This is a genomic window from Deinococcus puniceus (assembly GCF_001644565.1).
GTDB lineage: Bacteria > Deinococcota > Deinococci > Deinococcales > Deinococcaceae > Deinococcus > Deinococcus puniceus.
In genome coordinates this window covers 1,490,548-1,514,258 of the sequence record NZ_CP011387.1, presented here as the reverse complement: position 1 = coordinate 1,514,258, position 23,711 = coordinate 1,490,548, and the positions used below count along the sequence as shown (strand labels likewise).

Annotated in this window: 17 protein-coding genes; all 17 read left to right on the top strand. The window is 63.7% G+C overall.

The window, feature by feature from the left end:
- Positions 1-176 precede the first annotated feature (176 nt).
- A complete protein-coding gene (locus tag SU48_RS06885) occupies positions 177-1,094 on the top strand; it encodes a tetratricopeptide repeat protein (RefSeq protein WP_064014607.1) in 918 nt (305 codons plus the stop codon).
- Between the two features lie 110 nt (positions 1,095-1,204).
- Complete coding sequence (locus SU48_RS06880; protein WP_231881717.1) at positions 1,205-2,581, top strand: NAD(P)H-hydrate dehydratase; 1,377 nt, start codon at positions 1,205-1,207, stop codon at positions 2,579-2,581.
- 235 nt (positions 2,582-2,816) lie between these two features.
- Positions 2,817-3,542 carry a DUF4388 domain-containing protein gene (locus SU48_RS06875; RefSeq protein ID WP_064014606.1) on the top strand — a complete coding sequence of 242 codons (726 nt, stop codon included), beginning with the start codon at positions 2,817-2,819 and terminating at the stop codon, positions 3,540-3,542.
- A 504-nt stretch (positions 3,543-4,046) separates the two neighbouring features.
- On the top strand, positions 4,047-5,732 hold the full coding sequence (locus SU48_RS06870; protein ID WP_064014605.1) for a chloride channel protein: 1,686 nt from the start codon (positions 4,047-4,049) through the stop codon (positions 5,730-5,732).
- Between the two features lie 4 nt (positions 5,733-5,736).
- Positions 5,737-6,984 (top strand): MFS transporter, encoded by a 1,248-nt coding sequence (locus SU48_RS06865; RefSeq protein ID WP_064014604.1) that lies wholly within the window; start codon positions 5,737-5,739, stop codon positions 6,982-6,984.
- 288 nt (positions 6,985-7,272) lie between these two features.
- Positions 7,273-8,241 (top strand): TAXI family TRAP transporter solute-binding subunit, encoded by a 969-nt coding sequence (locus SU48_RS06860; RefSeq protein WP_064014603.1) that lies wholly within the window; start codon positions 7,273-7,275, stop codon positions 8,239-8,241.
- An 88-nt stretch (positions 8,242-8,329) separates the two neighbouring features.
- Positions 8,330-10,465, top strand: coding sequence for a TRAP transporter permease (locus SU48_RS06855; RefSeq protein WP_197474629.1), 2,136 nt, complete (start codon positions 8,330-8,332; stop codon positions 10,463-10,465).
- Between the two features lie 256 nt (positions 10,466-10,721).
- On the top strand, positions 10,722-13,847 hold the full coding sequence (uvrA, locus tag SU48_RS06850) for an excinuclease ABC subunit UvrA (RefSeq protein ID WP_064014602.1): 3,126 nt from the start codon (positions 10,722-10,724) through the stop codon (positions 13,845-13,847).
- Positions 13,848-13,894: 47 nt separating this feature from the next.
- On the top strand, positions 13,895-14,542 hold the full coding sequence (locus SU48_RS06845) for a hypothetical protein (RefSeq protein ID WP_197474628.1): 648 nt from the start codon (positions 13,895-13,897) through the stop codon (positions 14,540-14,542).
- Positions 14,543-14,766: 224 nt separating this feature from the next.
- Positions 14,767-15,255: a hypothetical protein gene (locus SU48_RS06840; RefSeq protein ID WP_064014601.1), complete on the top strand. Its 489-nt coding sequence runs from the start codon at positions 14,767-14,769 to the stop codon at positions 15,253-15,255.
- Positions 15,256-15,584: 329 nt separating this feature from the next.
- Positions 15,585-16,769 (top strand): pyridoxal phosphate-dependent aminotransferase, encoded by a 1,185-nt coding sequence (locus SU48_RS06835; RefSeq protein WP_064014600.1) that lies wholly within the window; start codon positions 15,585-15,587, stop codon positions 16,767-16,769.
- Between the two features lie 74 nt (positions 16,770-16,843).
- Positions 16,844-17,596: an AIM24 family protein gene (locus SU48_RS06830; protein WP_064014599.1), complete on the top strand. Its 753-nt coding sequence runs from the start codon at positions 16,844-16,846 to the stop codon at positions 17,594-17,596.
- A gap of 184 nt (positions 17,597-17,780) precedes the next feature.
- The gene (gene murG, locus SU48_RS06825; protein ID WP_231881550.1) at positions 17,781-19,010 is read left to right on the top strand and encodes an undecaprenyldiphospho-muramoylpentapeptide beta-N-acetylglucosaminyltransferase; all 1,230 of its coding nucleotides are present in this window, start codon (positions 17,781-17,783) and stop codon (positions 19,008-19,010) included.
- Between the two features lie 248 nt (positions 19,011-19,258).
- Positions 19,259-20,635, top strand: a complete 1,377-nt coding sequence (gene murC / locus SU48_RS06820) for a UDP-N-acetylmuramate--L-alanine ligase (RefSeq protein WP_064015899.1) — start codon at positions 19,259-19,261, stop codon at positions 20,633-20,635.
- A complete protein-coding gene (locus SU48_RS06815) occupies positions 20,632-21,537 on the top strand; it encodes a UDP-N-acetylmuramate dehydrogenase (RefSeq protein WP_064014597.1) in 906 nt (301 codons plus the stop codon). The genes murC and SU48_RS06815 overlap by 4 nt, the downstream gene beginning before the upstream one ends.
- The gene (locus SU48_RS06810; protein ID WP_064014596.1) at positions 21,534-22,274 is read left to right on the top strand and encodes a cell division protein FtsQ/DivIB; all 741 of its coding nucleotides are present in this window, start codon (positions 21,534-21,536) and stop codon (positions 22,272-22,274) included. Before SU48_RS06815 ends, SU48_RS06810 begins: the two co-directional genes overlap by 4 nt.
- On the top strand, positions 22,271-23,647 hold the full coding sequence (ftsA, locus tag SU48_RS06805) for a cell division protein FtsA (RefSeq protein ID WP_064014595.1): 1,377 nt from the start codon (positions 22,271-22,273) through the stop codon (positions 23,645-23,647). The genes SU48_RS06810 and ftsA overlap by 4 nt, the downstream gene beginning before the upstream one ends.
- Positions 23,648-23,711: the final 64 nt, after the last annotated feature.

Sequence of the window (23,711 nt, the reverse complement as noted above, 5' to 3'; positions counted from 1 at the left end):
GGGGTCAGAAAGATGGGGGGAGGGCGGCATCAGAGCAGAAGGTGACAGGCGGGCGAGACTGGCAAGCAGTCGCCCAAGGGCCGTGTGGCAGGGGTCAGCGCCCCGACATGGGGCTGCCTGAAAAGACCGCCTCGGAACTCTCAAAGTCTGCTGGGCGGCGTCAGTATACTGCCGACATGACCGATCCTGCCCGCGAGGGCGTTCTCGTTGCTGCGCCGAACACAGCTGTACCGGAGGGGGGGCGGCCTGATTCTCAAGTGCCTGAACCTGCTCCCCAGCCGTCTGACCCTTCCAAACCTGTGCTGGACTGGAAACCCTTTGCCCGCAGCGGCGAGTGGCGCAGAGCGCAGGCGGCGGCCCATTTGCTGCCCGCCGCACCCGAAATCTCGGCGGCGTTGGGTGCACTCGTGGCCGCGCAGGACGATGTGCGTGCCCGCAAATATCCGGGGGCGCGGCGGGCACTGGCCGCCTACAGTCAGGCCCTGACCGAAGGCGAGGCGGCGGGGCTGGTGGGCGAAATGGCCCTCCTGAGATCGCTGGTGGCCCCCGAGGTGCTAGGTCTTGGGCTGGCAGCGCTGGAGGCGGGCAGCGGCAAAGCCGATCCGGGCGAACTGAGCGAGGTGCTGAAGCCCGCGCACGCCCACCCCATCACACACGCGGAAGCCTGCAATGCTCTAGGCGTGCTGCACGCCCTGCGCGAAGAACCCGACGCCGCCCGGAGTGCTTTCGAGGATGCCCGCCGCCTCGATCCGGGCCATTACCGGGCGCTGATGAACTTGGGTAATCTGGATTTGGAGGCAGGCCGCCCCGCCGACGCCGAGGTGTGTTACCGCGAGGTGCTGAAACTGGCCCCCGACTACGAGGGCGCACACCACAACTTGGGTGTGGCCCTGCGGCGGCAAGGCAAGGTCTACGAATCGGTGGGGTCTATCCGGCGTGCCCAGCGCCTCAGCGTGCGCCAGTCTCAGGCCGAAACGCGGGAAGACATGCGTGAGCAATTCAAGGCCAATCCCAAATTGCGGGCGGTGCGCTGGGTGCTGCTGGCGGCGGTCGTGATTCTTCTGCTGCTGATTTTCCGGGGTGCTGGGGGGTAAAAACCGTGCAAGATACGAAGATCACGCTGCCAGCCGAGCCGATCCTCTCCCCGGCTGGCGTGCGGGCGCTGGATGCCCGGCTGGAGCAGGCGGGGCTGCTGGATTTGGCGATGGAAGAAGCAGGGCGGGCGGTGGCCGACGCCGTGCAGGACGCTTTTCCGGAGGGGCGGGTGCTGCTGCTGGCGGGCGGCGGGGCCAACGGCGGAGACGCCTTGGTAGTGGCAAGGCATTTGGCAGCACTTGGCCGAGACGTGCGGGTGCTGGCGGCCCCGCCGCGGCATCCCCTGACGCGGGCCAACCGGAAACGGCTGGGCGCGGTGGGCGTACGGGGAGCAGCGCTGAGTGCGGCGGCAGTGGCGCGGGAATCCACAGCGGCGGCAGTATTGGTAGACGGCCTGCTGGGAACCGGATTCACGCCCCCGCTTCGGCCCGAATTGGCTGAAATCGTGGCGGCGGTGAATGCATCCGGCTTGCCTGTGGTGGCGATAGACCTGCCGACTGGACTGGACGCCACCCGCGCTGATCTGGTGGGCGAAACTATTGAGGCCGCGCTGACCGTCACCCTGTCGGGCCTGAAAACCGCCCTTTTGTTTGGCCCCGCCGCGCACCGGGCCGGACGGGTCAGGCTGGCCGATCTGCGCTTGCCCCCCGGCTGGGCGCAGGCCGAAGCTTTTGCCACCCGGCCCACGCGGGCAGCCGTAGCGGGACTGTTGCCCACACGTTTTGCCGACGCCCACAAAGGCACGGCGGGCCGGGTGTGGGTGGTGGGGGGCCATCCGGGCACGGCAGGGGCGGCGGCGTTGGCGGGCGTGGGGGCGCTGCGGGCCGGGGCAGGCTTGGTCACGGTGTATTCGTCGGCAGAGGTGCCCCTCGTGATGCCCGAACTGATGATCCGGCAGCACGAAGATGTGGCTGGCGCGCTGGCGAAAGCGGCGGCTCAGGGGTTGCCGGACGCCCTGTGCATCGGCATGGGCTTGGGGCCGGACGCGCCCGCTTTGGCCCGCCTGATCCTCAGTTGGGGCGTGCCCTGCGTGCTGGACGCCGACGCCCTTCAACCCGAATTGGCTGGTCTGGGGCACGAGGGCTGCGTCTGGACACCGCACCCCGGCGAAGCGGCCCGTCTGCTGGCCTGCACGACAGCCAATGTGATCCGTGACCCGCTGGCGGCGGCCCGCGCCTTGCAAGAGCGGTACGGCGGCGCGGTGATCCTGAAGGGCGGCCCCAGTGTGGTGGCGCACAGCGGCGGGCTGTGGGTCAGCCGGGGCGGGCATCCGGGGATGGGCAGCGCGGGCATGGGCGACACGTTGGCGGGCGTGGTTGCCGCGCTGCTAGGACAAGGGCTGAGTTCCCCGAACGCCGCGCTGTGCGCCGTCACCCTGCACGCCAGAGCGGGCGAGCGGGCGGGGGCGCGGCACGGCTACGGCCTCAGCGCCAGCGATGTCAGCGGGGAAGTGGGCGGGGCTTGGCTGGACTTGGTGGCGGGGTAGAAGGTAAACCCCCCCGTCGCTGATGTAACGCTCCCTCAAAGGTGGGGACGAGAGCTTGTGCGCTCCCTTTGACTGGTACAGCCCGAAGGGAGGGGGGCTGGCTGCGAAGCAGACTGGGGAGTTCACCCAGAATCGTGAACCATCCTCAAACCCCCTCCCCCCCACTGCCTAAACCGCTCCATCTGTAACCGCCGCGCACGCATGGGCCGCGCCAGCCGCTACACTGGGCACATTCATGCAGGGCCTCCTCTCAGATCTTCCACTCATCGGCGTGATGGAACTCATCAACGGCACCCGGCAAACGGGCGTGCTAGAGGTGAAGTCCGAAGTGCCTTACACCGTTGCCTACGTGCAGGGCGAAGTCGTGGCAGGCGGCATTCTGGACTGGATGGGCGTGGACGCCATTCATGCCAGCCCGATGCTGCCCGACAGCGGCACCTTCGCCTTCGAGCTGAAGCCTGTAACGGGCAAGGCGCTGGGGCCATACGATCACTTCATGACCGACTGGGCGCGGGCCAGCGATGAATGGACGCAAATTTGCGCCGTCATCGGCAGCCCCAGCCGGGTGTTTCAGGGCAACCTGTCGCTCTTTAACGACATGCAGGGCCGCAGTGTCCGGGCCGCCGCGAGGCAAGCCGATCTGCCGCTGTTTCAGGTGGCGCAGCAGGTGGCCGAGGCCGTAAAAGAAGGCAAGGTTGATGCCACCAACCGCTACGCGTGGTTCGGCCTGCGCCTGCGTCCGGGCGGAAACCGGGCGGCCATTCATCCGATTGCCCGCGCACTGGACGGCGAAGTCAATCTGGGCCAATTGATCGAACAGGGCTTTAACCTGAACGAGGTGCGCGAGTACCTGCTGGGAGAATTGCGGCTGGGCCTACGTTTTCCCGGCAGCGGCTGGGTCATGCGCGACCTGATCTGGGAGCAAAACCAGCGGCGCATGCAGGGGGAAACTTCAGCGTAACTGCTGGGCTGTAGAAGGTGGGGCTGTAGGTTGTGGGCAGTGGAACAACCAAGGGGGCCAGCGGAAGGTTATGGCGCTGGCCCTCCACCGTGTTCGTGATCCATGGGTCTGTACTACACGGCGTCTCTGTTCGATGCTGATCTATTCGACACTGGTATGGACAGGTTTTACCGAGGAACAGCAGGCCATAGACAAACGTCGTCTAGAACGCCTTGCTTGTTCCTCCCTCTGCTTCGCAGCTCTGCGAGTCCCAGCTTCCCCCGCAAGGAGGGAGGAGCAAAAACACCATGTTCTTGGACAGTGATCGGCAATATTCGGAACCTGTCCGAACCACCGATTCGAGAGGCTTGAGCCGCAGGAGAATGGCCCCACCGGACGGGCGTCAACTCGACACTTCTTGCCGTCACACTGCTGGTGCCGCTAACCACATCTGGTCTGGCGTATCCGTTCCGAGTTGCCCGTCAACTTGCTCCGGCACACGCCACTTGGGTTAGCATGCTGCCGATGCGTTCTCCCCTGCCCCGTGCTGTCCTGACCCGCCTAGAAACGGGCCGCGTGGTGGTACTGAGCGTGCTGCTGGGTGGACTGGTCGGCGGGCTGTGCATCGTGCTGCGGCTGGCGCTGGACGAACTCCTGCGGCTGGGCGCACAATTGACCGGATATTCGCCCCCTGGCACGCCCGGAGAAGGCGGTCTGCTGATGGCTTTTGGGACGGCCCTGCCTTGGGGCCTGCTGGCCTTGCCGCTGCTGGGCGCGGCCTACACATGGCTGATTCCGGCCAAATCGGGCGACCCGCTGACCCAGTTGGTGCGCGGCTACCACGCGCGGGGGCAATGGCCGGGGCTGCGGGTTCAGCTCCGCACGCTGGCCGCCACGCTACTGGGCTACGGCGGGGGGCTGCTGGTGGGGCGCGACTCGGCCTTTACGATGGTGGGCCAACTGGGCACGCGGCTGCTGGGCCGGGTCACGCGGCTGGATTCGGTAGAGGCCCGCACGCTCACGCTGGCCGGGGCCGCCGCCGCGCTGGGAGCCGTGCTGCACGCGCCGCTGGCCGCCGCCGTCCTCATTGCAGAAGTGCTGTACCGCCGCTTCGAGTTCGAATTCGAGGTACTGATGCCGTGCGTGTTGGCGTCGGTGGCGGCCTACGCGGTGTACGGGTTGGCCTTCGGATTTCAGCCGCTGTTCAGTATTGCCGATGTGCAGGCTCCCGCTGCGACGCAGCTCTTAGAGGTCATGGGCATTATTCTGGCGGTCACGCTGCTGGGATGGCTGTCGCTGCTGGCCTGCCGCGCCATTCCCGAACAATGGTCGGATGGACGGCTGCGGCCTGTGCTGGGGGCTGTGTTTGGACTGCTGACCGCTGCGGTGGCGTGGGCAGGCACCTTTCCACTGGGCAACTTCGGCACGGTGGGCACGCCCGCCATACTGGGCGACGGCACCGGCTGGATGCAACTCGGCGCGTCAGGATTCTTGGGGTCGGAGGCGTTGGGCGGCGGGCTGTGGCGCTGGCTGCTGCTGGCGCTGGGCGCACGAATCGCCTTTGGCGGCGGCGTGCTGCCCTCGGTGGGCATAGGCGGCGTGCTGGGCGCGGGGTTGGGGGGCGTGTTGGGCGTCGATCCGGCGGTGGCAGCCTTGGTGGGCATGGTGGCGTTCGTCACGGTGACGCTGAATGTGCCGGTGGCCGCCGCGCTGCTGGCCGTGGCTTGGGGCGGCGACGCCGTGTTGCCTGTAGCCCTGCTGACGGCGGGGGTGGCGCACGCCCTCAGCGGCGAATCGGGGCTGGTGCCGGGTCAGGCGAGGTCACGGGCGGCCAGCGCCGTTCATGCCGGGGCCACCGCGCCGCCGCTGCCCGAAGGCGTGCGTTTTATTCCGCGCCGCACACCCGACACGCCCGCCACTCCCTTTGATGCACCCCGGCCCGACGACGGCGCAGACGCAGAAACTGTGCCTGCACTCGCTCCTGCTGAACGCGAACTGTACCGCCGGGGTGTGCCGCCGAGTTGGCGCGGCGCACGGCTGAGCGTGCTGTCGTTGCCGCCGGGTGTAGAAGTGGTGGGCATCGTGCGGGACGGTACCGTGCGCCTGCCCCGCCCCGAACTGCTGCTGACCACCGACGACGAACTGGTCTTTTTGGCCCGCCCCGACGCTTACGCCGCGCTGGAAGGCGTGCTGCGGCTGCCGGGAGCCTGAAGGGATGAACGGCCTCCGCCCACGGCTGAACGTATTTGGTGGTTGGGATCGCAACGGGCGGCTGGGCATCCTGAACGGGTGGTTTATTTTTACCGGCGATGGGTTTTTTAATGTGACGGTGGTGGTGGCCGGGTTCGCGGCGCGGCTGGGCGCACCCAACGCCGTGATTGGGCTGCTGCCCGCCATCGCCGGGGGCGGCTGGATGCTGCCGCAACTGCTGGTGGCCGCGCGCGTTCGCAGCCTGCCGTTCAAGCTGCCCGTGTATCGTTCGGCGGCCCTGATCCGCACCCTCAGCTACGTCTCTATGATCTTGGTGGCCGCGCTGCTGTGGCACACGCCCGCGCTGTGTCTCACGCTATTCGTGCTGGCGATGCTGGTCAATGCGCTGGCGTCTGGAGTATCGGGCCTGCCTTTTTTGGAAGTGGTCAGCAAGACGGTGCCCACCGAAAAGCGGGCGAGGTTTTTTGGCACGCGCAACCTCTACGGCGGCCTGCTGGCGTTTGGCGCGGGGCTGCTGGTGCGCTGGATTCTGGGTTCCGGGTTGGCCTTTCCCTACGATTACGCCCTGATTTTTACCCTCGGCACAGTCGCTTTCAGCATCGGCTACTGGCTGTTTGGCCGCCTGAGCGAGCCGCCCGACCCACCGCAGCCGCCGGAAGGGGTGCGGGCCGAAGTGCGGGCCATTCCCGAAACGCTGCGTGACCCGCACTTCCGCGCCTTCCTGAGCGTGCGGTTGCTGTTGGCGGGCGCAAGCATGGCCGAACCATTTTATGCTGTGTATGCCCTGCGCGAGCTACAGTTTCCGGCAGCCACACTGGGCATTTTCGTGATGACCCTGACCGGAGTCGCGCCCCTGTCAAACGTGGTGTGGCAGCGGGTAGCCGAGCGCAAAGGCTCGCGCCGAATTATCCGCTACGCCAGCGTCTCTGCCGGACTTGCACCGCTGTACGCGCTGTTGGTGGGAGCGCTGGGCTGGACTTCTTGGGCCTACCTTGGCGTGTTCGTGCTGTCCAGTGTAGCCGCACAGGGCTTCAATCTGGGCCATACCAACCACCTGCTGAATATCGCCCCAGCACATGCCCGCAGCCGCTATATCGGCACCCTGAATACTTTGGTGGGCGCGGCCCTGTTTGCCCCGGTGTTGGGCGGTCTGCTGGCCGACGCCGCCGGATACACCCCCGTGTTCGTCCTAAGTGCAGCCTTCTGTGCGGCGGCGTGGTGGCGCTGCGGCAAGTTACGGCGGGACGCCTGAGCGATACACTTTTCTTAGGCCTTACCTCGTTTTGAGGCCCTCTCTCTGCACTTTGTCTAGGAAAATTTTAACATTTTGAGAAAACTGCGCTAAGGTTTGCTTCAAGCCAAGTTCAAGAGGCCAGTCGGAATCCGCATGATGCTTGGCCGGTCTGGAAATTGCCGAACGTACATTTTAGGGCGCAAAGGTGGTCTGGAGAGCGGTGCATTTTTTAGAGTGTGCTAATATTCCGCCATTCTCAACGCGCTCGTGTGGTGACAGTTCAGTCAGCCACCGGAAGGAACATACATGAAAAAGTCCATCAAGACCGTCTCTACCTTATTGCTTCTTGGAACCGCTGCCATCGCCTTTGCACAGGGCACCACCATCCTGACCATCGGGTCGGGCAGCACCACCGGCGTGTATTTTCCAGTCGCCACCGGTATGGCCAAAATGATCAACGATGCTGGTGCAGGCCTCCGCGCCAACGCCCGCAGCACTGGCGGCAGCGTGTTCAACATGAACGCCCTCGGCACCGGCGAACTTGACATCGCCATCGCCCAGAACGACATCGCCTTCTATGCCTACAAGGGCACGGGCATCACCGCCTTCGAGGGCAAGGGCAACAACAAGATTCGCAGTATGGCCGTGCTGTACCCCGAAGTGCTGCACGTCATTGCCCGTAAGGATTCTAACATCAAGTCGATTGCCGACCTGAAGGGCAAAAAAGTCGTGATTGGGGACTTGGGTTCCGGCACCGAGCAAACGGCCCGTCAGGTGATGGAAGCTTACGGCCTGAAGCTCGACGATCTGGGCCAGACCCTCCGCGTTTCTCCGGCACAGGGCATCAGCCTGATGCAGGATAAGCGGGCCGACGCCCTGTTCTACACGGTGGGCGTGGGCGCGAGCGCCATTGCTCAGATTGCCCAGACGGTCGACGTGAACGTCGTGCCGGTGAGCGGCAATCAGGCCAGCAGCCTGCTTAAGAAGTACCCCTTCTACGTGCGCTTCAACATTCCGGCCAAGTCGTACAAAGGCGTGGGCGCGACCGTGCCCAGCGTAGCCGTACAGGCCGTGATGGTCACCAGCACCGCCGTCAGCGAAGACTCGGTGTACAAGGCCATGAAAGCCACCTTCGGCAACGAAGCCGACCTGAAAGCCCTTCACCCCAGCCTCGGCCTGAACTACACGCTGGACAAAGCCGTCAAAGGGTTGCCCACGCCTCTGCACCCCGGCGCAGTCAAATTCTTCAAAGAAAAAGGCTTGAACGTCAAATAAGGCCCGGCACCTTGGCCTGAGCTGTTGGGGCCAGTCGCGATTCTCCCTGCGGCTGGCCCCCTGTCTTTTTCAAAAGAATGAGGTAAATATGAGTGACCCCACAAGACCCATCAGCAGCAACCCCAGCCTGACTCCGCCCGGACAGGAGATGACCGAGGGCGAACGCCGCGCCATAGAGATGGTGGAAGCCGCTGAAACAGGCGGGCGCAAGCTGTTCGGTTGGCAGGCCATGATGGTCACGGTCATTGCCGTCAGTTGGTGCTTGTTCCAGATGTACGCCGCCTATGTGGGTACCATCGTGCCGACGACGCTGCGCTCTATTCACCTCGCATTTGCCTTTGCACTGGCCTTTATGGTCTTTCCGTTCAAGAAAACGCCGGGCAATCCTCAGACCAAAGTGCCTTGGGGAGACTGGGTATTGGGCGGCCTCGCCACGGCGGCGGCCCTCTACTTTTTTGTGGAGTATTCCAACATCGCCAACAACGGCGGCCTGCGTGCCGACGCACCCTTAGACCTGATCGCCAGCAGCGCCCTCGTAGTCATGCTGCTGTTGACGGCTTGGCGCACCCTCGGTATCGCCATGCCGCTGATCTCGCTGGCCTTCATCTTGTTCGCATTTATGGGGTCACGCGGCCTGATTCCGTTCATTCAAAGTCCCTTCCATAACGGCTACACGTGGCCGCAACTGATGGGCCAGCTCGCCACCAACACCGAGGGCATTTTCGGCACGGCCATCGGCGTCAGCGCCCAGATCGTGTTCCTGTTCGTGCTGTTCGGCGCGGTGTTCGACAAACTCGGCGCGGGCGACTGGTTCATGCGCGTGGCCCAGAGCTTATTGGGCGGGTTCCGGGGCGGAGCGGCCAAGGCCAGCATCCTCAGCAGCGGCCTGAACGGCATTATTTCGGGCAGCGCGGTGTCCAACGTGGTCACGGGCGGCAACATCACCATCGGCACCATGATCCGCACAGGCTACAGCCGCGAAAAAGCTGGAGCCATCGAGGTCGCCAGCAGTTCTAACGGCCAACTGATGCCCCCGGTCATGGGCGCGGCGGCCTTCATCATGGCCCAAAACCTGAACATCGAGTACCGCTCCCTGATCTTGGCGGCGGCCATTCCTGCCTTCCTGTGTTACGCGGCCCTCTTGGTTGTGTCTCATATCGAGGCCCTGAAACTGAACCTGAAGGGCCTGCCCAAAAGCGAGTTGCCCCCTATCCGCAAAACGCTCCTGGAAGGCTGGTATTACCTCGTGCCGCTGGGCTACCTGATCGGCGTCCTGACCTCCAACCCCGAAGCCAACCCGGAGCGCGTGGCCCTGACCACCATCGTCATCATGATCGTGATGATGTTCCTGCAAGAAGTGTTCTGGGGCACCCGCGATGGCCGCAGCCCCGCCCGCAGCCTGATGGACGGCGGCAAAAAACTGATCGAGGCCTTCGAGGGCGGCGCACGCTCCATGATCGGCATTGCCGTCGCTACCGCCGCCGCCGGAATCATCGTGGGCATCGTGACCATCACGGGCCTCGGCTTCGGCCTGGCCGACTTGGTTCAGAACGTCGCCAACCTGTTCAGCAACGAATTTATCCGGATTCTGGTGGTGCTGTTCATGGGCCAACTGATCGCGCTCGTGCTGGGCATGGGTCTGCCGACCACCGCCAACTACATCCTCATGAGCGCCCTGATCGTGCCGATTATCGCCAAGATCGCGGGGCTGGATACCAGCAATCCTGCCGAAATGCTGCCCGTGCATATGTTCGTCTTCTACTTCGGCATCATGGCCGACAGTACGCCGCCGGTGGCGTTGGCAGCGTTCGCGGCGGCGGCTATTTCGGGCGGCGATCCGCTCAAAACGGGCATTCAGGCCTTCCAGTACGAACTGCGAACCGCGCTGCTGGCTTACATGATGTTCTTTAACCCGGTGCTGCTACTGATCGCAGAAGTGGACGGCAAAGCCACACTGGGCGCGGTTCCGTGGAGTGAAGCCGTGCCCATGATCATCTTCGCCTTCATCGGGCTGGTGGCGTTCAGTGCGGCCACTCTGCGCTTCCTGCACCGCAAGACCAACCCGATTCAATTTATTCTGCTGCTGGTGGCGTCGTTCATCCTGATCATTCCCACCGATCTCATTTGGAACGTGGCTGCGCTGGGCATGATCGCCGCTGTGTACTTCTGGCAAAAAGCTGGAAGCCGCAACGAACCGGGTCAGCCGTTGCCCGCCGCTGCCTAAGCTTTTTTCTGCAAATGCGCCTCTGCCCTCTTTGGGTGGGGGCGCTTTTTTGCGGCGCTGTTTTGCTGGCCCGCTTTCCCCTTCACCTGACCATCGGCCCTACACACGGGCATTCCCCCACCCTGCCCCAAAGTGCTAGAATATCCCGTTTCAGAGCGAAGGGCAGACCTTCCCTTATGCATCCGACATAACCCGCCAGACAGTCTAAAGCGCGTGCTGGCCGCCTTCAAAGTGTCAAAACAAAGGAGCTTCCGACTTGCAGAACCTGATTGTTCGTGGTGCGCGGGAACACAACCTCAAAAACGTGACGGTAGAGCTTCCCCGTGACCAATTCATCGTGATTACGGGCGTGTCGGGCAGCGGCAAAAGTACGCTGGCCTTCGACACTATTTATGCCGAGGGCCAGCGCCGCTACGTGGAATCGCTGAGTGCCTATGCCCGCCAGTTCCTTGGCCTGATGGAAAAGCCGGATGTGGACGGCATCGAGGGATTGTCTCCGGCCATCTCTATTGACCAGAAGACCACCAGCCACAACCCCCGCAGCACGGTGGGCACGGTCACCGAAATTCACGACTATTTGCGCCTGTTGTACGCCCGCATCGGCACGCCGTATTGCCCGGTCTGCGGGCGCAAAATTGAAAAACAGAGTCCCAGCGAAATTACAGACCGCCTGCTGAGCGGCTACGAGGACGCCCGCGCGATTTTGCTGGCTCCCGTGGTGCGCGGACGCAAGGGCGAATACCGCAAGCTGTTCGGCGATTTGCGGCGCGAAGGGTACGCACGGGTGCGGGTAGACGGCACGCTGTATGAACTGGACGAAGCCGAAAAGCTGAAACTGGAGAAGTTTGAAAAGCATGATGTGGACGTGGTGATTGACCGCGTGACCCTGCGCGGCAGTGACCGCACCCGCATTGCCGAGAGCGTGGAACTCGGCCTGCGCCGGGGCGAGGGCCTGCTGCGTGTGCTGATGCCCGAAGGCGGCCCGGACGGAGAAAGTGCCGAAGAACTGTATTCCGAAAAGTTTGCCTGCCCGGAACACGGCAGCGTCTTGGAAGAACTCGAACCGCGCTCCTTCTCGTTCAACTCGCCGTATGGCGCGTGCGGCGACTGCGCGGGGCTGGGCCACAAAAACGAATTTTCGCCCGACTTGGTGATAGACGAAAAGCTGAGCATCGCCGAGGGCGCGATTCTGCCTTGGTCTAAGAAGGGCACGGGCGGCGGCGTGTACTACTGGGACAAACTGAAAGCGCTATCGGAGCACATGGAGTTTGACCTGAAAGCGCCTTGGCGCGACCTGCCCGAAGCCGCCAAAACCGCCATTCTGAACGGCCCCGGCGAACCGTTCGAGGTGATCTACCGGCGGGCGGGCAAAGAAACCATGCGCTTTATGACCGAATTCGAGGGCGTGATTACCAATCTGGAGCGCCGGTTTGCCGATACCGAATCGGACTTCATGCGAGAAAAGCTGGAAGAAATGATGGAGCTTCGGCCTTGCCCGACCTGCGCTGGCACGCGGTACAAGCCCGAAATCTTGGCGGTGCGCGTAGGCAGCCTCAACATTTCGCAGACCAGCGGCATGAGTGTGCTGGACGCCGACGCCTTTTTTGCGCGGCTACAAGAAGGCACGCTGGATCATGACGCGGTTGGGGCGCACCTTGCAGGACACCTCGGCGGCACGGCCAAAGCGCACGCCCCGGCCCGCTACGACTACAAGCTGAATGTGTTTGGCGAAGCCGTAGCCGCCCCGATTCTGAAGGCCATTCGCACCCGCCTGAAGTTTTTGGTGGATGTGGGATTGGATTACCTGAGCCTGGATCGTACCGCGAACACCCTGAGTGGCGGCGAGGCGCAGCGGATTCGGCTGGCGACCCAAGTCGGCTCGGGCCTGACCGGGGTGCTGTACGTGCTGGACGAACCCTCCATCGGGCTGCATCCCAAAGACAACCACCGCCTGATCGGAACCCTCAAGCATCTGCGCGACCTCGGCAACACGTTGCTGGTGGTAGAGCACGACGAAGACACCATGATGGAAGCCGACTATCTGGTGGATATGGGGCCGGGTGCGGGCGTTCACGGCGGCGAAATCGTGGCGGTGGGTACGCCCGCCGAGGTGCGGGACAACCCCCACAGCCTCACCGGAAAATACCTGCGCGGCGAACTGAAAATCGAGATTCCGGCAGAGCGGCGGCGCGGCAACGGCAAGCGCCTGAAGGTGATTGGGGCGCGGGAACATAACCTGCAAAACGTGAGCATCGACATTCCGCTGGGCACCATGACCGTCATGACCGGCCCCAGCGGCAGTGGCAAATCCACCCTGATTCACGACATTCTGCACGCCACCCTCGCCCGCGAACTGAACGGCGCGAAGACCAGTCCGGGCCGTTATGACCAAATTGAGGGCATGGAGCATCTGGACAAGGTCATCGAGATCGACCAGTCTCCGATTGGCCGCACGCCACGCTCCAACCCAGCCACCTACACGGGCGTGTTTACCGAGGTGCGCGACCTGTTTACCCGCACGCCCGAATCGCGTCGGCGCGGGTATCAGGCGGGGCGCTTCAGCTTTAACGTGAAGGGTGGGCGCTGCGAACACTGCAAGGGCGACGGCGTGATGAAGATCGAAATGAACTTCCTGCCCGACATTTATGTGCCCTGCGAAGTCTGCAAGGGTGCGCGTTACAACCGCGAAACGCTGGAAGTGAAGTACAACGGCAAGACCATCAGCGACGTGCTGAACCTGACCGTCGAGGACGCCCGCGAGTTCTTCGAGGCCATTCCCGCCATCGAGCGCAAGATGCAACTGCTGTGCGACGTGGGCCTCGGCTACATGCGCATCGGGCAGCCCAGCACCACGCTGTCGGGCGGCGAGGCGCAGCGCATTAAGCTGGCGTCGGAACTGAGCAAGCGGGCCACCGGGAAGACCATCTACATTCTGGACGAACCCACCACCGGCCTGCACTTCGAAGACGTGCGGAAGCTGATGGAGGTGCTGCAGCGGCTCGTGGAAGGCGGCAACACGCTGCTGATCATTGAGCACAACTTGGACGTGATGAAGTGCGCCGACCACATCATCGACTTGGGGCCGGAAGGCGGCGTGCGCGGCGGACTCGTGGTAGCAACCGGAACACCAGAGCAGTTGGCCGCCCACGCCACATCGCATACAGGGGCGTACTTGCGGCGCGTTCCGGGCATTACGCCTGCCGGAGAAGTAGACGCCCCAGCAGACGCAGCGGCCAAGCCTGCGACCAAAGCAACACCTAAAAAAGCCGCTGCCAAAGCGAAAGTCCCAGTCGTTGCAGAAGATGACGTGCAGGAGCCGGAGCGTGAACTGGTGGCCGCCGCGCCTGCCCGCAAAGGCCGACCCAAAAAGAGTGATCTGTGAGTCAGGGTGAACTTCAGGTCAGGGTGAACTATGATCACGGGTAAGCCATGACCACGCCTCCTCCCAACCTCTCCAAACCCGATTCACAGAAGGCGGACTTGCCGCAAGACCTCCCGACCCCCGCGCGGCCTTCCCGTGCAGAGCGCCTGAGGGCCGCACGACGCCGCGCCGGATGGCTGGACTTGGCGCGGTTGGTGGGCGGCTGGGCGCTGCTGGCGGTACTGGCCTACTTTATGTGGACACCCGGAGACTGGCCTGTGCGCCTGCTGGCATGGGTACTGCTGGTCATTCTGGCCGATGAATTTGGCGGTTGGTTCGGCTATCTCGGCGTGGTACTGGGCGGCTTGGCCTTCCTGAGTCCGAGTGCGCCGCCTGCCCAGTGGCTGATCATCGTGCCGTTGGTGGGCGGGGCACTCCTGTCACTGCTGCTGGTCAAGCACTCGGGCGGGCCGCTGGTACTGCCGTTCGCGGGCCTGCTGTTTGCGGGAACACTGCTGGCGGTGGGCCGCTTTGGCCCCAGAATAGATCCGACCCTGACCCTGCCCGCCAACCCCGAATTTCAGCGCACGGCGATTCTGGCGATGCTGGCGGGCCTCGGGTTCAGCTTTGTGCGCCAGATCGTCAACAGCCTAATTAAGCGCCGTGCCAGACGCCGTGCCGCCAGATTGTCGGGCGTGCCGGAACTGACCCATTGAACCCCACCTGAGATGGGTTCGGTGCAGGGTCTGGACTCATCCGAAGGGCGATGGTTTGCAAGAATCATCTGAACGGGCTGTTCCACCAAGTGGATAGAGGCAGAAAGGACAACCCTCTGGTGGGGTGAGGACGTTCGGCAAGCAAAGCAACTTCGGATGAACTGCGGCCAGAGGCAACTAGAGTGCCGGTGGGCCACCCCTGCGCCAGCAGCCAGAATGAAACCATGATGAAGCTACTTTTCTCTGCTCTAAGCCTTGTCGCGGTCTTGGGAAGCGCCACAGCACAGACGGCCCGCGTGCCTGCCCAGTGGACGGTCTGGAGCGGCTTGAATGCGGAGACGGTGTATTTGCCGGGAATCAGCCTCGGCATAAGCCGCACTGTAGGGCAGCTAGGCGCACTTGATCTCTCGGTGCGGGGCGTGCTGGACGTGGTGCTTATTCCGGCTTCGGAGAGTCCCGTTCCCCTGCCCGCACCCCTGCTGGGAGCCGACTTGCTGTTCAGCGGGCCAGTCGGCGGCGTCACGGTATACGGCGGGTCGGGAATCGGCACTTTTTTGGGCGACGCCTTCTGGCTCAGCGGCACCGCTGGCCTGCGGGATTCCTTCGGAGAGGGACAGTGGGGCTATTTTGGTGAGGTGAAGGCCCGGTATTCGTGGGCACAGGGCGGCAATCTGGCTCCCGGCGTGCGCCTTGGGGTGACCTACCGCTTTTAGAGCAGTTCTCCGAATTACGCCACCGAAAAAAGAGACTTTCGGTGGCTCCTTTCTCCGTCCTGCTCAGTCAAATTCACTCGCTTCGCTCGGTCATTATTATGACAACTGCTATAAGTACGCTGCACCTCACAGTGCGCGTGTCCAGAACACCGCCCCAACCGCTTCGTTCGGTAACTCTGGAGATGAACTTCGACCTGCTGAGCAGTCTGAAGGAAGGAACAGAGGGAGCGTGGGAACAGCCAAACCACGCTCCACGATCCTGTTTTCCTCTACTCCACTCGCATAGATTCCGCCCCACCGTGTTTCAGGCTGCCGGGTACACTCTCGCCATGACCACTGCCGCCCCGTTTCGCCTGTCCGGACGCGCCCAAAGCCTCAAGCCTTCCTCGACGGTGGCCGTCACCACCCGCGCCCTAGAACTGCGGCGGGCGGGCATAGACGTGATCAGCATGAGCGTGGGCGAGCCGGATTTCGATACACCCGCGCACATCAAGGCGGCGGCTGTTGCAGCGATCGAATCAGGCAAAACCAAGTACACAGGCGTGAACGGCATCCCCGAACTGCGCGAGGCCATCAGCGCCAAGTTTGCGCGGGAAAATGGCCTGAGCTACGCGCCCGACGCCGTGACCGTGACCAGTGGCGGCAAACAGGCCCTCTTCAATGCCTTTTTCGCCCTGCTGAATCCCGGCGACGAGGTGCTGATTCCCGCGCCGTACTGGGTCAGTTACCCGGAAATGGTGGCGTTTACCGGGGCGGTTCCGGTGGCAGTGCCCACCACGCCAGAAACGGGGTTCATGCTCGATCCGGCAGAGGTGGAAGCCCGGATTACGCCGCGCACCCGCATGATTATTCTGAACAGCCCCGGCAACCCCACTGGCGCAGTGTTTCCGCCCGATGTGCTGCGGGCGGTGGCAGACCTCGCGGTGCGGCACGGCCTGATGATCGTGACCGACGAAATGTATGAGCATCTGGTGTACGACGCCGAGCAGGTCAGCATCGGCACGTATGCCCCCGATCACACGCTGACCATCAACGGGGCAAGCAAGGCCTATGCCATGACGGGCTGGCGCATCGGCTATGCAGGCGGGCCAAAAGCGGTGATTGCCGCCATGAACGCCATTCAGTCTCAAAGCACGAGCAATGCCAGCAGCATCAGCCAATATGCTGCCCTCGCCGCGCTGGAGCAGCATGAAGCGACGACGGAATTTATCGGGATGGCCCGCACCGCCTACCGCCAACGCCGCGACGCCATCGTGTCTGGCCTGAATGCGCTAGGGCTGCCCACGCCCACGCCGCAGGGGGCTTTTTACGTGATGGCCGATACCACCCGGCTGCACCCGGACGAGTTGGAAGCCGCCCGCCTGATTCTGGATGAAGGCCGCGTGGCCGTGGTTCCCGGCACCGATTTCGGCGCTCCGGGGCAAGTGCGCCTCAGTTACGCCACCAGTTTGGAGCAGATCGGGGAAGTGCTGTGGCGGATCGGCGGGGTGCTGGAAGGGCAGGGTACAGACTAGACGGTCTTAATCTCCACTTCATTTCCCCCACCCACTATGGGAACTCAACTCACCTTCCCTCCGTACCCCACAGCATGACCAACATGACCCCCGGTGCCGATGGCAGCTACAACCTCCGTGACTTTTTGGTGCAGACCGCCGAGCGCGACAATCCCGGCGACGTGTTTGAGCTGGAAAGCAGCAAGATGCTCGAAGCCCGCGTGGATGGCCGCATCTGGAGCAAGTTGGGCGCGATGATCGCCTACAAGGGCAATCTGAATTTCAAACGCGAGGGCACGCTAGAGGGCGGCCTGATGAAAGCCCTGAAACGCGCCGTGAGTCAGGAGATGAGTCCGCTCGCCAAAATCGAGGGGCGCGGCGTGGTGTATCTGGCCGATCAGGGCAAAGAAGTCAGTATTTTGCGGCTGCAAGGCGACACCCTGAACGTCAGCGGCAATGACCTGCTGGCTTTCGAGGACAGCGTGAAATACGACATCACCATGCACCGCCGGATCGCGGGTATGGCGGCGGGCGGCCTGTTCAGCGTGAAGGTGCAGGGGCACGGACTGGTGGCCATCCTCAGTCACGGCAAGCCGCTAACCCTGCGCGTGACGCCCAACGAACCCCTGTTTACCGATCCCAACGCCACCGTTGCATGGAGCGGCAACCTGACGCCCCAACTGCGCGTGGATTCCAGCCTGCGCTCTATTTTTGGGCGCGGCGGCGGCGAAACGTATCAGATGGTGTTTCAGGGCGACGGCTTCGTGGTGGTGCAGCCCTACGAGGAATTTGAGCAGGGTGTGGGCGGCGAGAGCAAGGGGGGCGGGATCAGCGACTTGTTTGACTGAACGGCTATCAGTTGTGGTTTGTCGGGCGTAGGAGAACAGGAGCGTGGATCGTAGATCGTGGTTGGGCTGTTTCCACGTTCCACGATCCACGTTCTAAACACATCCCACCCCACAGCAGACAACCCACATCCCACGCCCCCCCGCCCCCGGCGCTACACTTCCCCCCAATGAGTCAGGTGATCCGGTGAGTTTGATAGTCATGGCAACGGGCGGCACGGGCGGGCACATTTACCCGGCGGTGGCGACGGCACGGGCGTTAATGGCGCGGGGGCACACGGCGCTGATCTTGGGGCAGCGGGACGGCATGGAGGAGCGCGTGGCCGCCGAACAAGGCTTGCCGTTCGAGGGTGTGGACGCCGGAAAACTGGCCCGCAGTGGGCAAGGCCGCCCCGATCCCCGCGAACTGCTGAAGGCTGGGCAGGGATTGGCACAGGCGCGGGCTGTCTTGAGCCGCCTCAAACCCGTCGTGGTGGTGGGTTACGGCGGGTTTGCCAGCTTGCCCGGAGTGTTGGCTGCCCAAAGCTTGGGCCTTCCTACCGTGCTGCACGAACAAAATGCGCGGCTGGGGCTGACGCAACGGTTGGCGGTGTACCGGGCCAAAGCGGTGGGAACCGCCTACGAGCGTGTGATCGGATTGCCGCTCGCCAAAGCCACGATGGTCGGCATGCCCACCCGCGAAACCCGCATGAGCCGCGCCGACGCTCTGGCCCAGTTGGGTTTGCAAGACGGCCCGCTGACCTTGCTGGTCATGGGCGGTTCTCAGGGATCGTTGGCCCTCAACAATGCCGTGCCCGACACGTTGCGGCATGTATTGGGCGAAGAGGGTCTCTTGGGCGCGGGCGCGGGCGGCGGCATCTCTCAGATGAGTACGCCCGTGAGTACGGGGGCCAGAGGAGAACTGCGGGCCGGGGGCGTGCTGACCCAGATCGATCTGGATTTTACCGGGCTGCCTTCTTCAAACAGTCCTGTCCTGAACGACAGCCCCGCCGTACAGGTCATTCATTCCACCGGGCCGCGCTGGCTGGGCGAAGTGGCCCCCCGCGTGCAGGACTTGGGCTGGTATCACCCAACCGGGTACGTGGACGCGGTGGCAGCGTGGTCTGCGGCAGATTTGGCGATCACGCGTGCGGGCACAGGCACGCTGGCCGAAGCCGCCTTTCACGGCGTACCCGTGATCATGATTCCTCTGCCCGAATCGGCAGAAAACCACCAATACCACAACGCGGCGGCGGTGCAGGCAGCGGGCGCGGGCCGAATGGTCGAGCAGCACCGCGTGGGCGAGGCTCTGGGGGATGCGGTGTTAGAGTGTGCGGCGTCAGGCACGCGAACCGCCATGCGGGCGGCGGCCCTGTCGCGCTCTCCTGTGGGGGCCGCAGACCGCTTTGCAGACCTGATCGAGCGGCATCTCAAGTAGCACCATCTGTAAGCAACATTGTTTTGAAGTGACACTGTTTGGAAGTAACGCTACTTGCAAGTAACGCTGTTTGGTTGTACCGCCCCACCTGAACCCCCCAACCTATGACTGACCCTGCCCCTGCTTCTGCCCCGTCCATGCCCGCCCCGGCTGCTGGACGCTCCGAATCCGCCTATCTCCCCCAATCTGATTTGCCCCTCTCCGACTTGCCCGAGTCCGAACACACCCCCGCGCGTCACTACCATCTGATGGGCATCGGCGGCATCGGCATGAGTGCTTTTGCCCGCTTGCTGGCAGCGCGTGGCCTGCGGGTCAGCGGCTGCGACGCCCAGAGTTCCGAGCTGACCGCCCAACTGACCTCTGAGGGAATCCTGGTGGCCCAGCACCACGACGCGGCACATATTACGGCCCAGCCCTATGGCCGGGTAGACGTGCTGGTGGCCTCTGAAGCCGTACCCAAAGACCACCCGGAAGTGCTGGCGGCGTTGGCGGCGGGCGTGCGGGTGCAGCCCCGCATGTCGCTGCTGGACGAATTGCTGTCGGCTGGCCCCAGCATCGGCGTGATCGGCACGCACGGCAAAACCACTACCACCTCCATGATCGCCATTGCCATGCAGGGCGCGGGCCTCGATCCGGCGGCGTTCGTGGGCGGCATCGTGCCCGAATTCGGCAGCAATGCGCGGGTGGGCGCTGGCCCCTTTGTGGCCGAAGTGGACGAATCTGACCGGGCCTTTGCCCTGCTGGGCTGCGAAACTGCCGTGTTCACCAACGCCGAGGATGACCATGTGGGCGGTAACATCGCCACGTACTGGAACACGGTAGAAGAACAGCACGCCGGATTCGCCCGCTTCGTGTCTCAGTCGCGGCGGGTGCTGGCCTGCGCCGATTGGCCGGGGCTGGAAGAACTGACGGGCGGCGCACCCGAACAGCTGACCTATGGACAGGCACAGGGGGCTGATTACCGCGCCGTGAATGTGCGCCCTGACCCGGACGGCACGGCCTTTACGGTGACTTGGCAGGGTCAGGAATTGGGCGAGGCGCGGGTGGGCCTGCCAGGAACGCACAACGTGCTGAACGCGCTGGCAGCCTTGGCCGTCACGCACCTGTACGGCGGGAATTTTGAGGCCGCAGCCACAGCGTTGGCCGCTTTCCGGGGGCCGGGACGCCGCTGGCAGCACATCGGCACGGCGCGGGGGGAAGCGGGTGGGGCGCTGGTAGTGGACGATTACGCCCACAACGCCACCAAAGTCGCCGCCGCCGTACAAGCGGCCCGTCAAACCGGGAGGCGCGTGCGGGTGGTGTTTCAGCCTCACCGCTACCTGCGAACCCAGCAGTCTTGGCCCCGCTTGGCCGACGCCCTGATGGACGCTGATGAAGTGCTGCTGCTCGATATTGCCGCCGCTTCCGAAGACCCGATAGAAGGCATTCACGCCACGCTGATTTCGGGCCGAATGACGGACAACGGACACGGCGGCGTAACGTACATGCCAGACCGGGCCGAAGTTGTGCGCTACGTGCGCGAGTCGGCCCAGCCTGCCGACATCATCGTGACGATGGGCGCGGGCGATGTGTGGAAGCTGGCCCGTGAAGTGGTAGCGCTGGACTCGGCTGAGGTGAGTGCGTGACGGCTTCCGAACCTGTTCCGATCAGCCGCACCGGAGCGCGGGTGGAACGCCTGCCGCTGGCCCGCTACACCACGCTAGGCGTGGGCGGCGAGGCCGAGGTTTGGTTCGTCTCTACGCACGAGCAACTGGCCGAGGCCATGAGCCAGCCCTACCGAATTCTGGGCGGCGGCAGCAATCTGGTCATTGCCGACGAGGGCCTGCGCGAGCGCGTGATTCGCCTCACGGGGCCGCTGGCCGAGGCCGACTTGGAGCCTGACCCGGCCCTCAGCACGCCCGATCAGATCATTACGGGTTGGGTGGGCGGCGGCGTACCCCTGCCGGGGCTGATTCGCAAGCTGCAAAAGCTGGGTTGGTCTAACCTAGAAGGCACGGTGGGCATTCCGGCGCAGGTGGGCGGCGCGGTGTGGATGAACGCGGGCACGCGCTACGGCGAGATGTTCGACGGCCTGCACACGCTGGAAATCGTGACGCCGGAAGGCACGCGGCAAGTCACGCCGGACGATCTGAAGTGGGGCTACCGCGACAGCGGCATTCCGCGTAACCATATCGTGTCGCGGGTGCGCCTGAAGTTACGGCCAAGCACACCCGACGCCGTGTTGGACGCCATGAACTTTGCCGACAATGCCCGTAAGGGTCAGCCCAAGATGAAAACTCCGGGGTGTGCCTTCAAAAATCCGGGCGGCGTGAGTGCCGGAAAACTGATAGATGAGGCGGGCCTCAAGGGACTGCGGGCCGGAAACGCCATGATCGCCCCCGAACATGCCAACTTCATCGTGAATTTGGGCGGGGCCACCAGTGCTGATGTCCACGCCCTGCTGGACGCCATCCGCAGCCGCGTTCCTGTGCCGATGGAACTGGAATATGAACTTTGGCCGGAGCAACATGGTCTGGAGCAAGCGTGAGCGCACGCAAGGTGGGTGAGGGCAACCGCCGAATTGTGCCGGATTTGCCTGAACCCCTCATGACACCTGTTGTTGTACCGGAGCCGCAGCCAGAACCCGCTCCTCTCCCTCCTCCACCCAAGCCGCGCCGCACCCGCCTCTGGACAGCGTTGGGCCTGACCCTGACTGCCGCCGCTCTGGCGGGTGCTTGGTTCGCCTTACCCATACGCACAGTCACAGTCGCAGGCAACAGCCAACTGTCGGAGGCGCGGGTGCAGGAGCTTGCGGGCCTGACGCCGCAGTTCGGGTGGCTGTACTACGGCGCGTGGCGGGCGCGGACACTTGCCAACCATCCTTGGATACTGTCAGCAAAAATCGTCGAAACGTTCCCAGATGCTGTCAGTGTGGAGATCGTGGAACGTAGGCCCTACGCCCGCTGGAAGCGCCCGGACGGCAGCATCGTGACTCTGGCCGCGGATGGAACGCTCCTGCCCGGCGCGGCCCCCAACAGCAAATTGCCCCTTCTGGGAGGTTGGGGGCCAGACCGCCTAGCAGACGCCCTCTACGTCACGCAGCTTTTATCGCGCTACACTGTGCAATCGGTTGCCTATACGCCGTCGGGGGTCACGGTCAACACGGGACTCGGCGCGGTGTGGAGCGGTGATCTGAAATCCCTCGTAAAGTATGCTGGGAGTATCAGCATGTACCCAAACAAAAAAATCAACATCTACCCGTGGGGGGTGAGCGTCCAAGAATGAAGGAAAATTCAATCATTGTGGGCCTCGATATCGGCACCACGAAAATCACCACCGTCATCGGGGAAATCGCACCCGGCGGTACTCTCGACATCATCGGGCAGGGCAGCGTGCCCAGCGAAGGCATGAAACGCGGCAGCGTGGTGAACTTGGAGCGTGCTACCCACGCCATCCGGCAATCGGTGGCCGCCGCAGAGCGCGTCAGCGGTGTAAAAGTGGGCAGTGTGTTCGTCAGTGTGGCGGGCAACCATGCCAAAGCCATTACCAGTCATGGGCTGGCCGCCATTCGCCGCAACCAAGAAATTGCCCAACCCGACGTAGACCGCGCCATAGAGAACGCCCGCGCCGTGCCGCTCGATCCTAACCTTGAAATTATTCATACGCTGCCACAGGAATACGTGGTAGACGGACAGGAAGGCATCAAGAGCCCGGTGGGGATGCACGGCGTGAGGCTGGAAGTGGACGTGCATATCGTGGCCGGAACCGCTGGGCCGCTGCTGAATCTGCGCCGCTGCGTACAGGAAGCAGGCCTGAAAGTGGACGGTTTCGTGCTGCACGCGTTGGCCTCCGGGCTGGCGACGCTAGAAGCGCTGGAGCAGACCCAGACGGTCATCGTGATCGACATGGGCGGCGGCACCACCGACGTGGGCGTGTTCAAGCGCGGCAACCTCGCCCACAGCGCCAGCATTCCGATTGGCGGCGAACACGTCACGGCGGACTTGGCCCAAATTCTGAAGATTCCTATTGAGGAAGCCGAGAACGTGAAGCGCAAGTACGGCGCGGCCCTGCCCGAACTGGCCGATCAAGACCTGACTCTGGAAATCACCACCGCATCGGGCAGCACCCACGCCATCAGCGCCTTCGAACTCTCACGCATCATCAAGCCGCGCATCGCCGAGATTTACGGCATGATCCGCGACGAGATTGATCAGGCGTTGGGGCCAGTGGAACTCGTGGCCCAGACAGTGGTCATCACGGGCGGCGCGTCGCAGCTTCGGGGCAGTGCAGAGCTGGCCCGTGACCGGTTCCGCTTGCCCGTGCGGGTGGGCCGTCCTCGCGGCATCGGCGGCCTCAGCGACATCGTCAGTAGCCCGGCCCACGCGGCCAGCGTCGGTCTGGTGCTGTACGGCATCGGGGAAGACGGCAAAGTACCCGACATGATTTTTGAGGGCATGGACACCGGGCAACAGGGCACCCCAGCGCCCGTCAGCGCGGGCAACGGGACTCTGGTCACCGCACCTGTAGCGGCACCTGTCCCGTCAAACGACGGTGGCCCCGTCATTCCCCCAGCGAAGCCTGATCCGACGGCCCTGCCCAAAAAAGACAAGCCGAGCTTTGGAGAACGCATCAAAAATATATTCAAGGACTGGGTGTAAGGGCGCAAACCGGAGTGGCAACACCGCCCCTCCACCGTTCCAAACAGTGCGCCCCACTCTGATC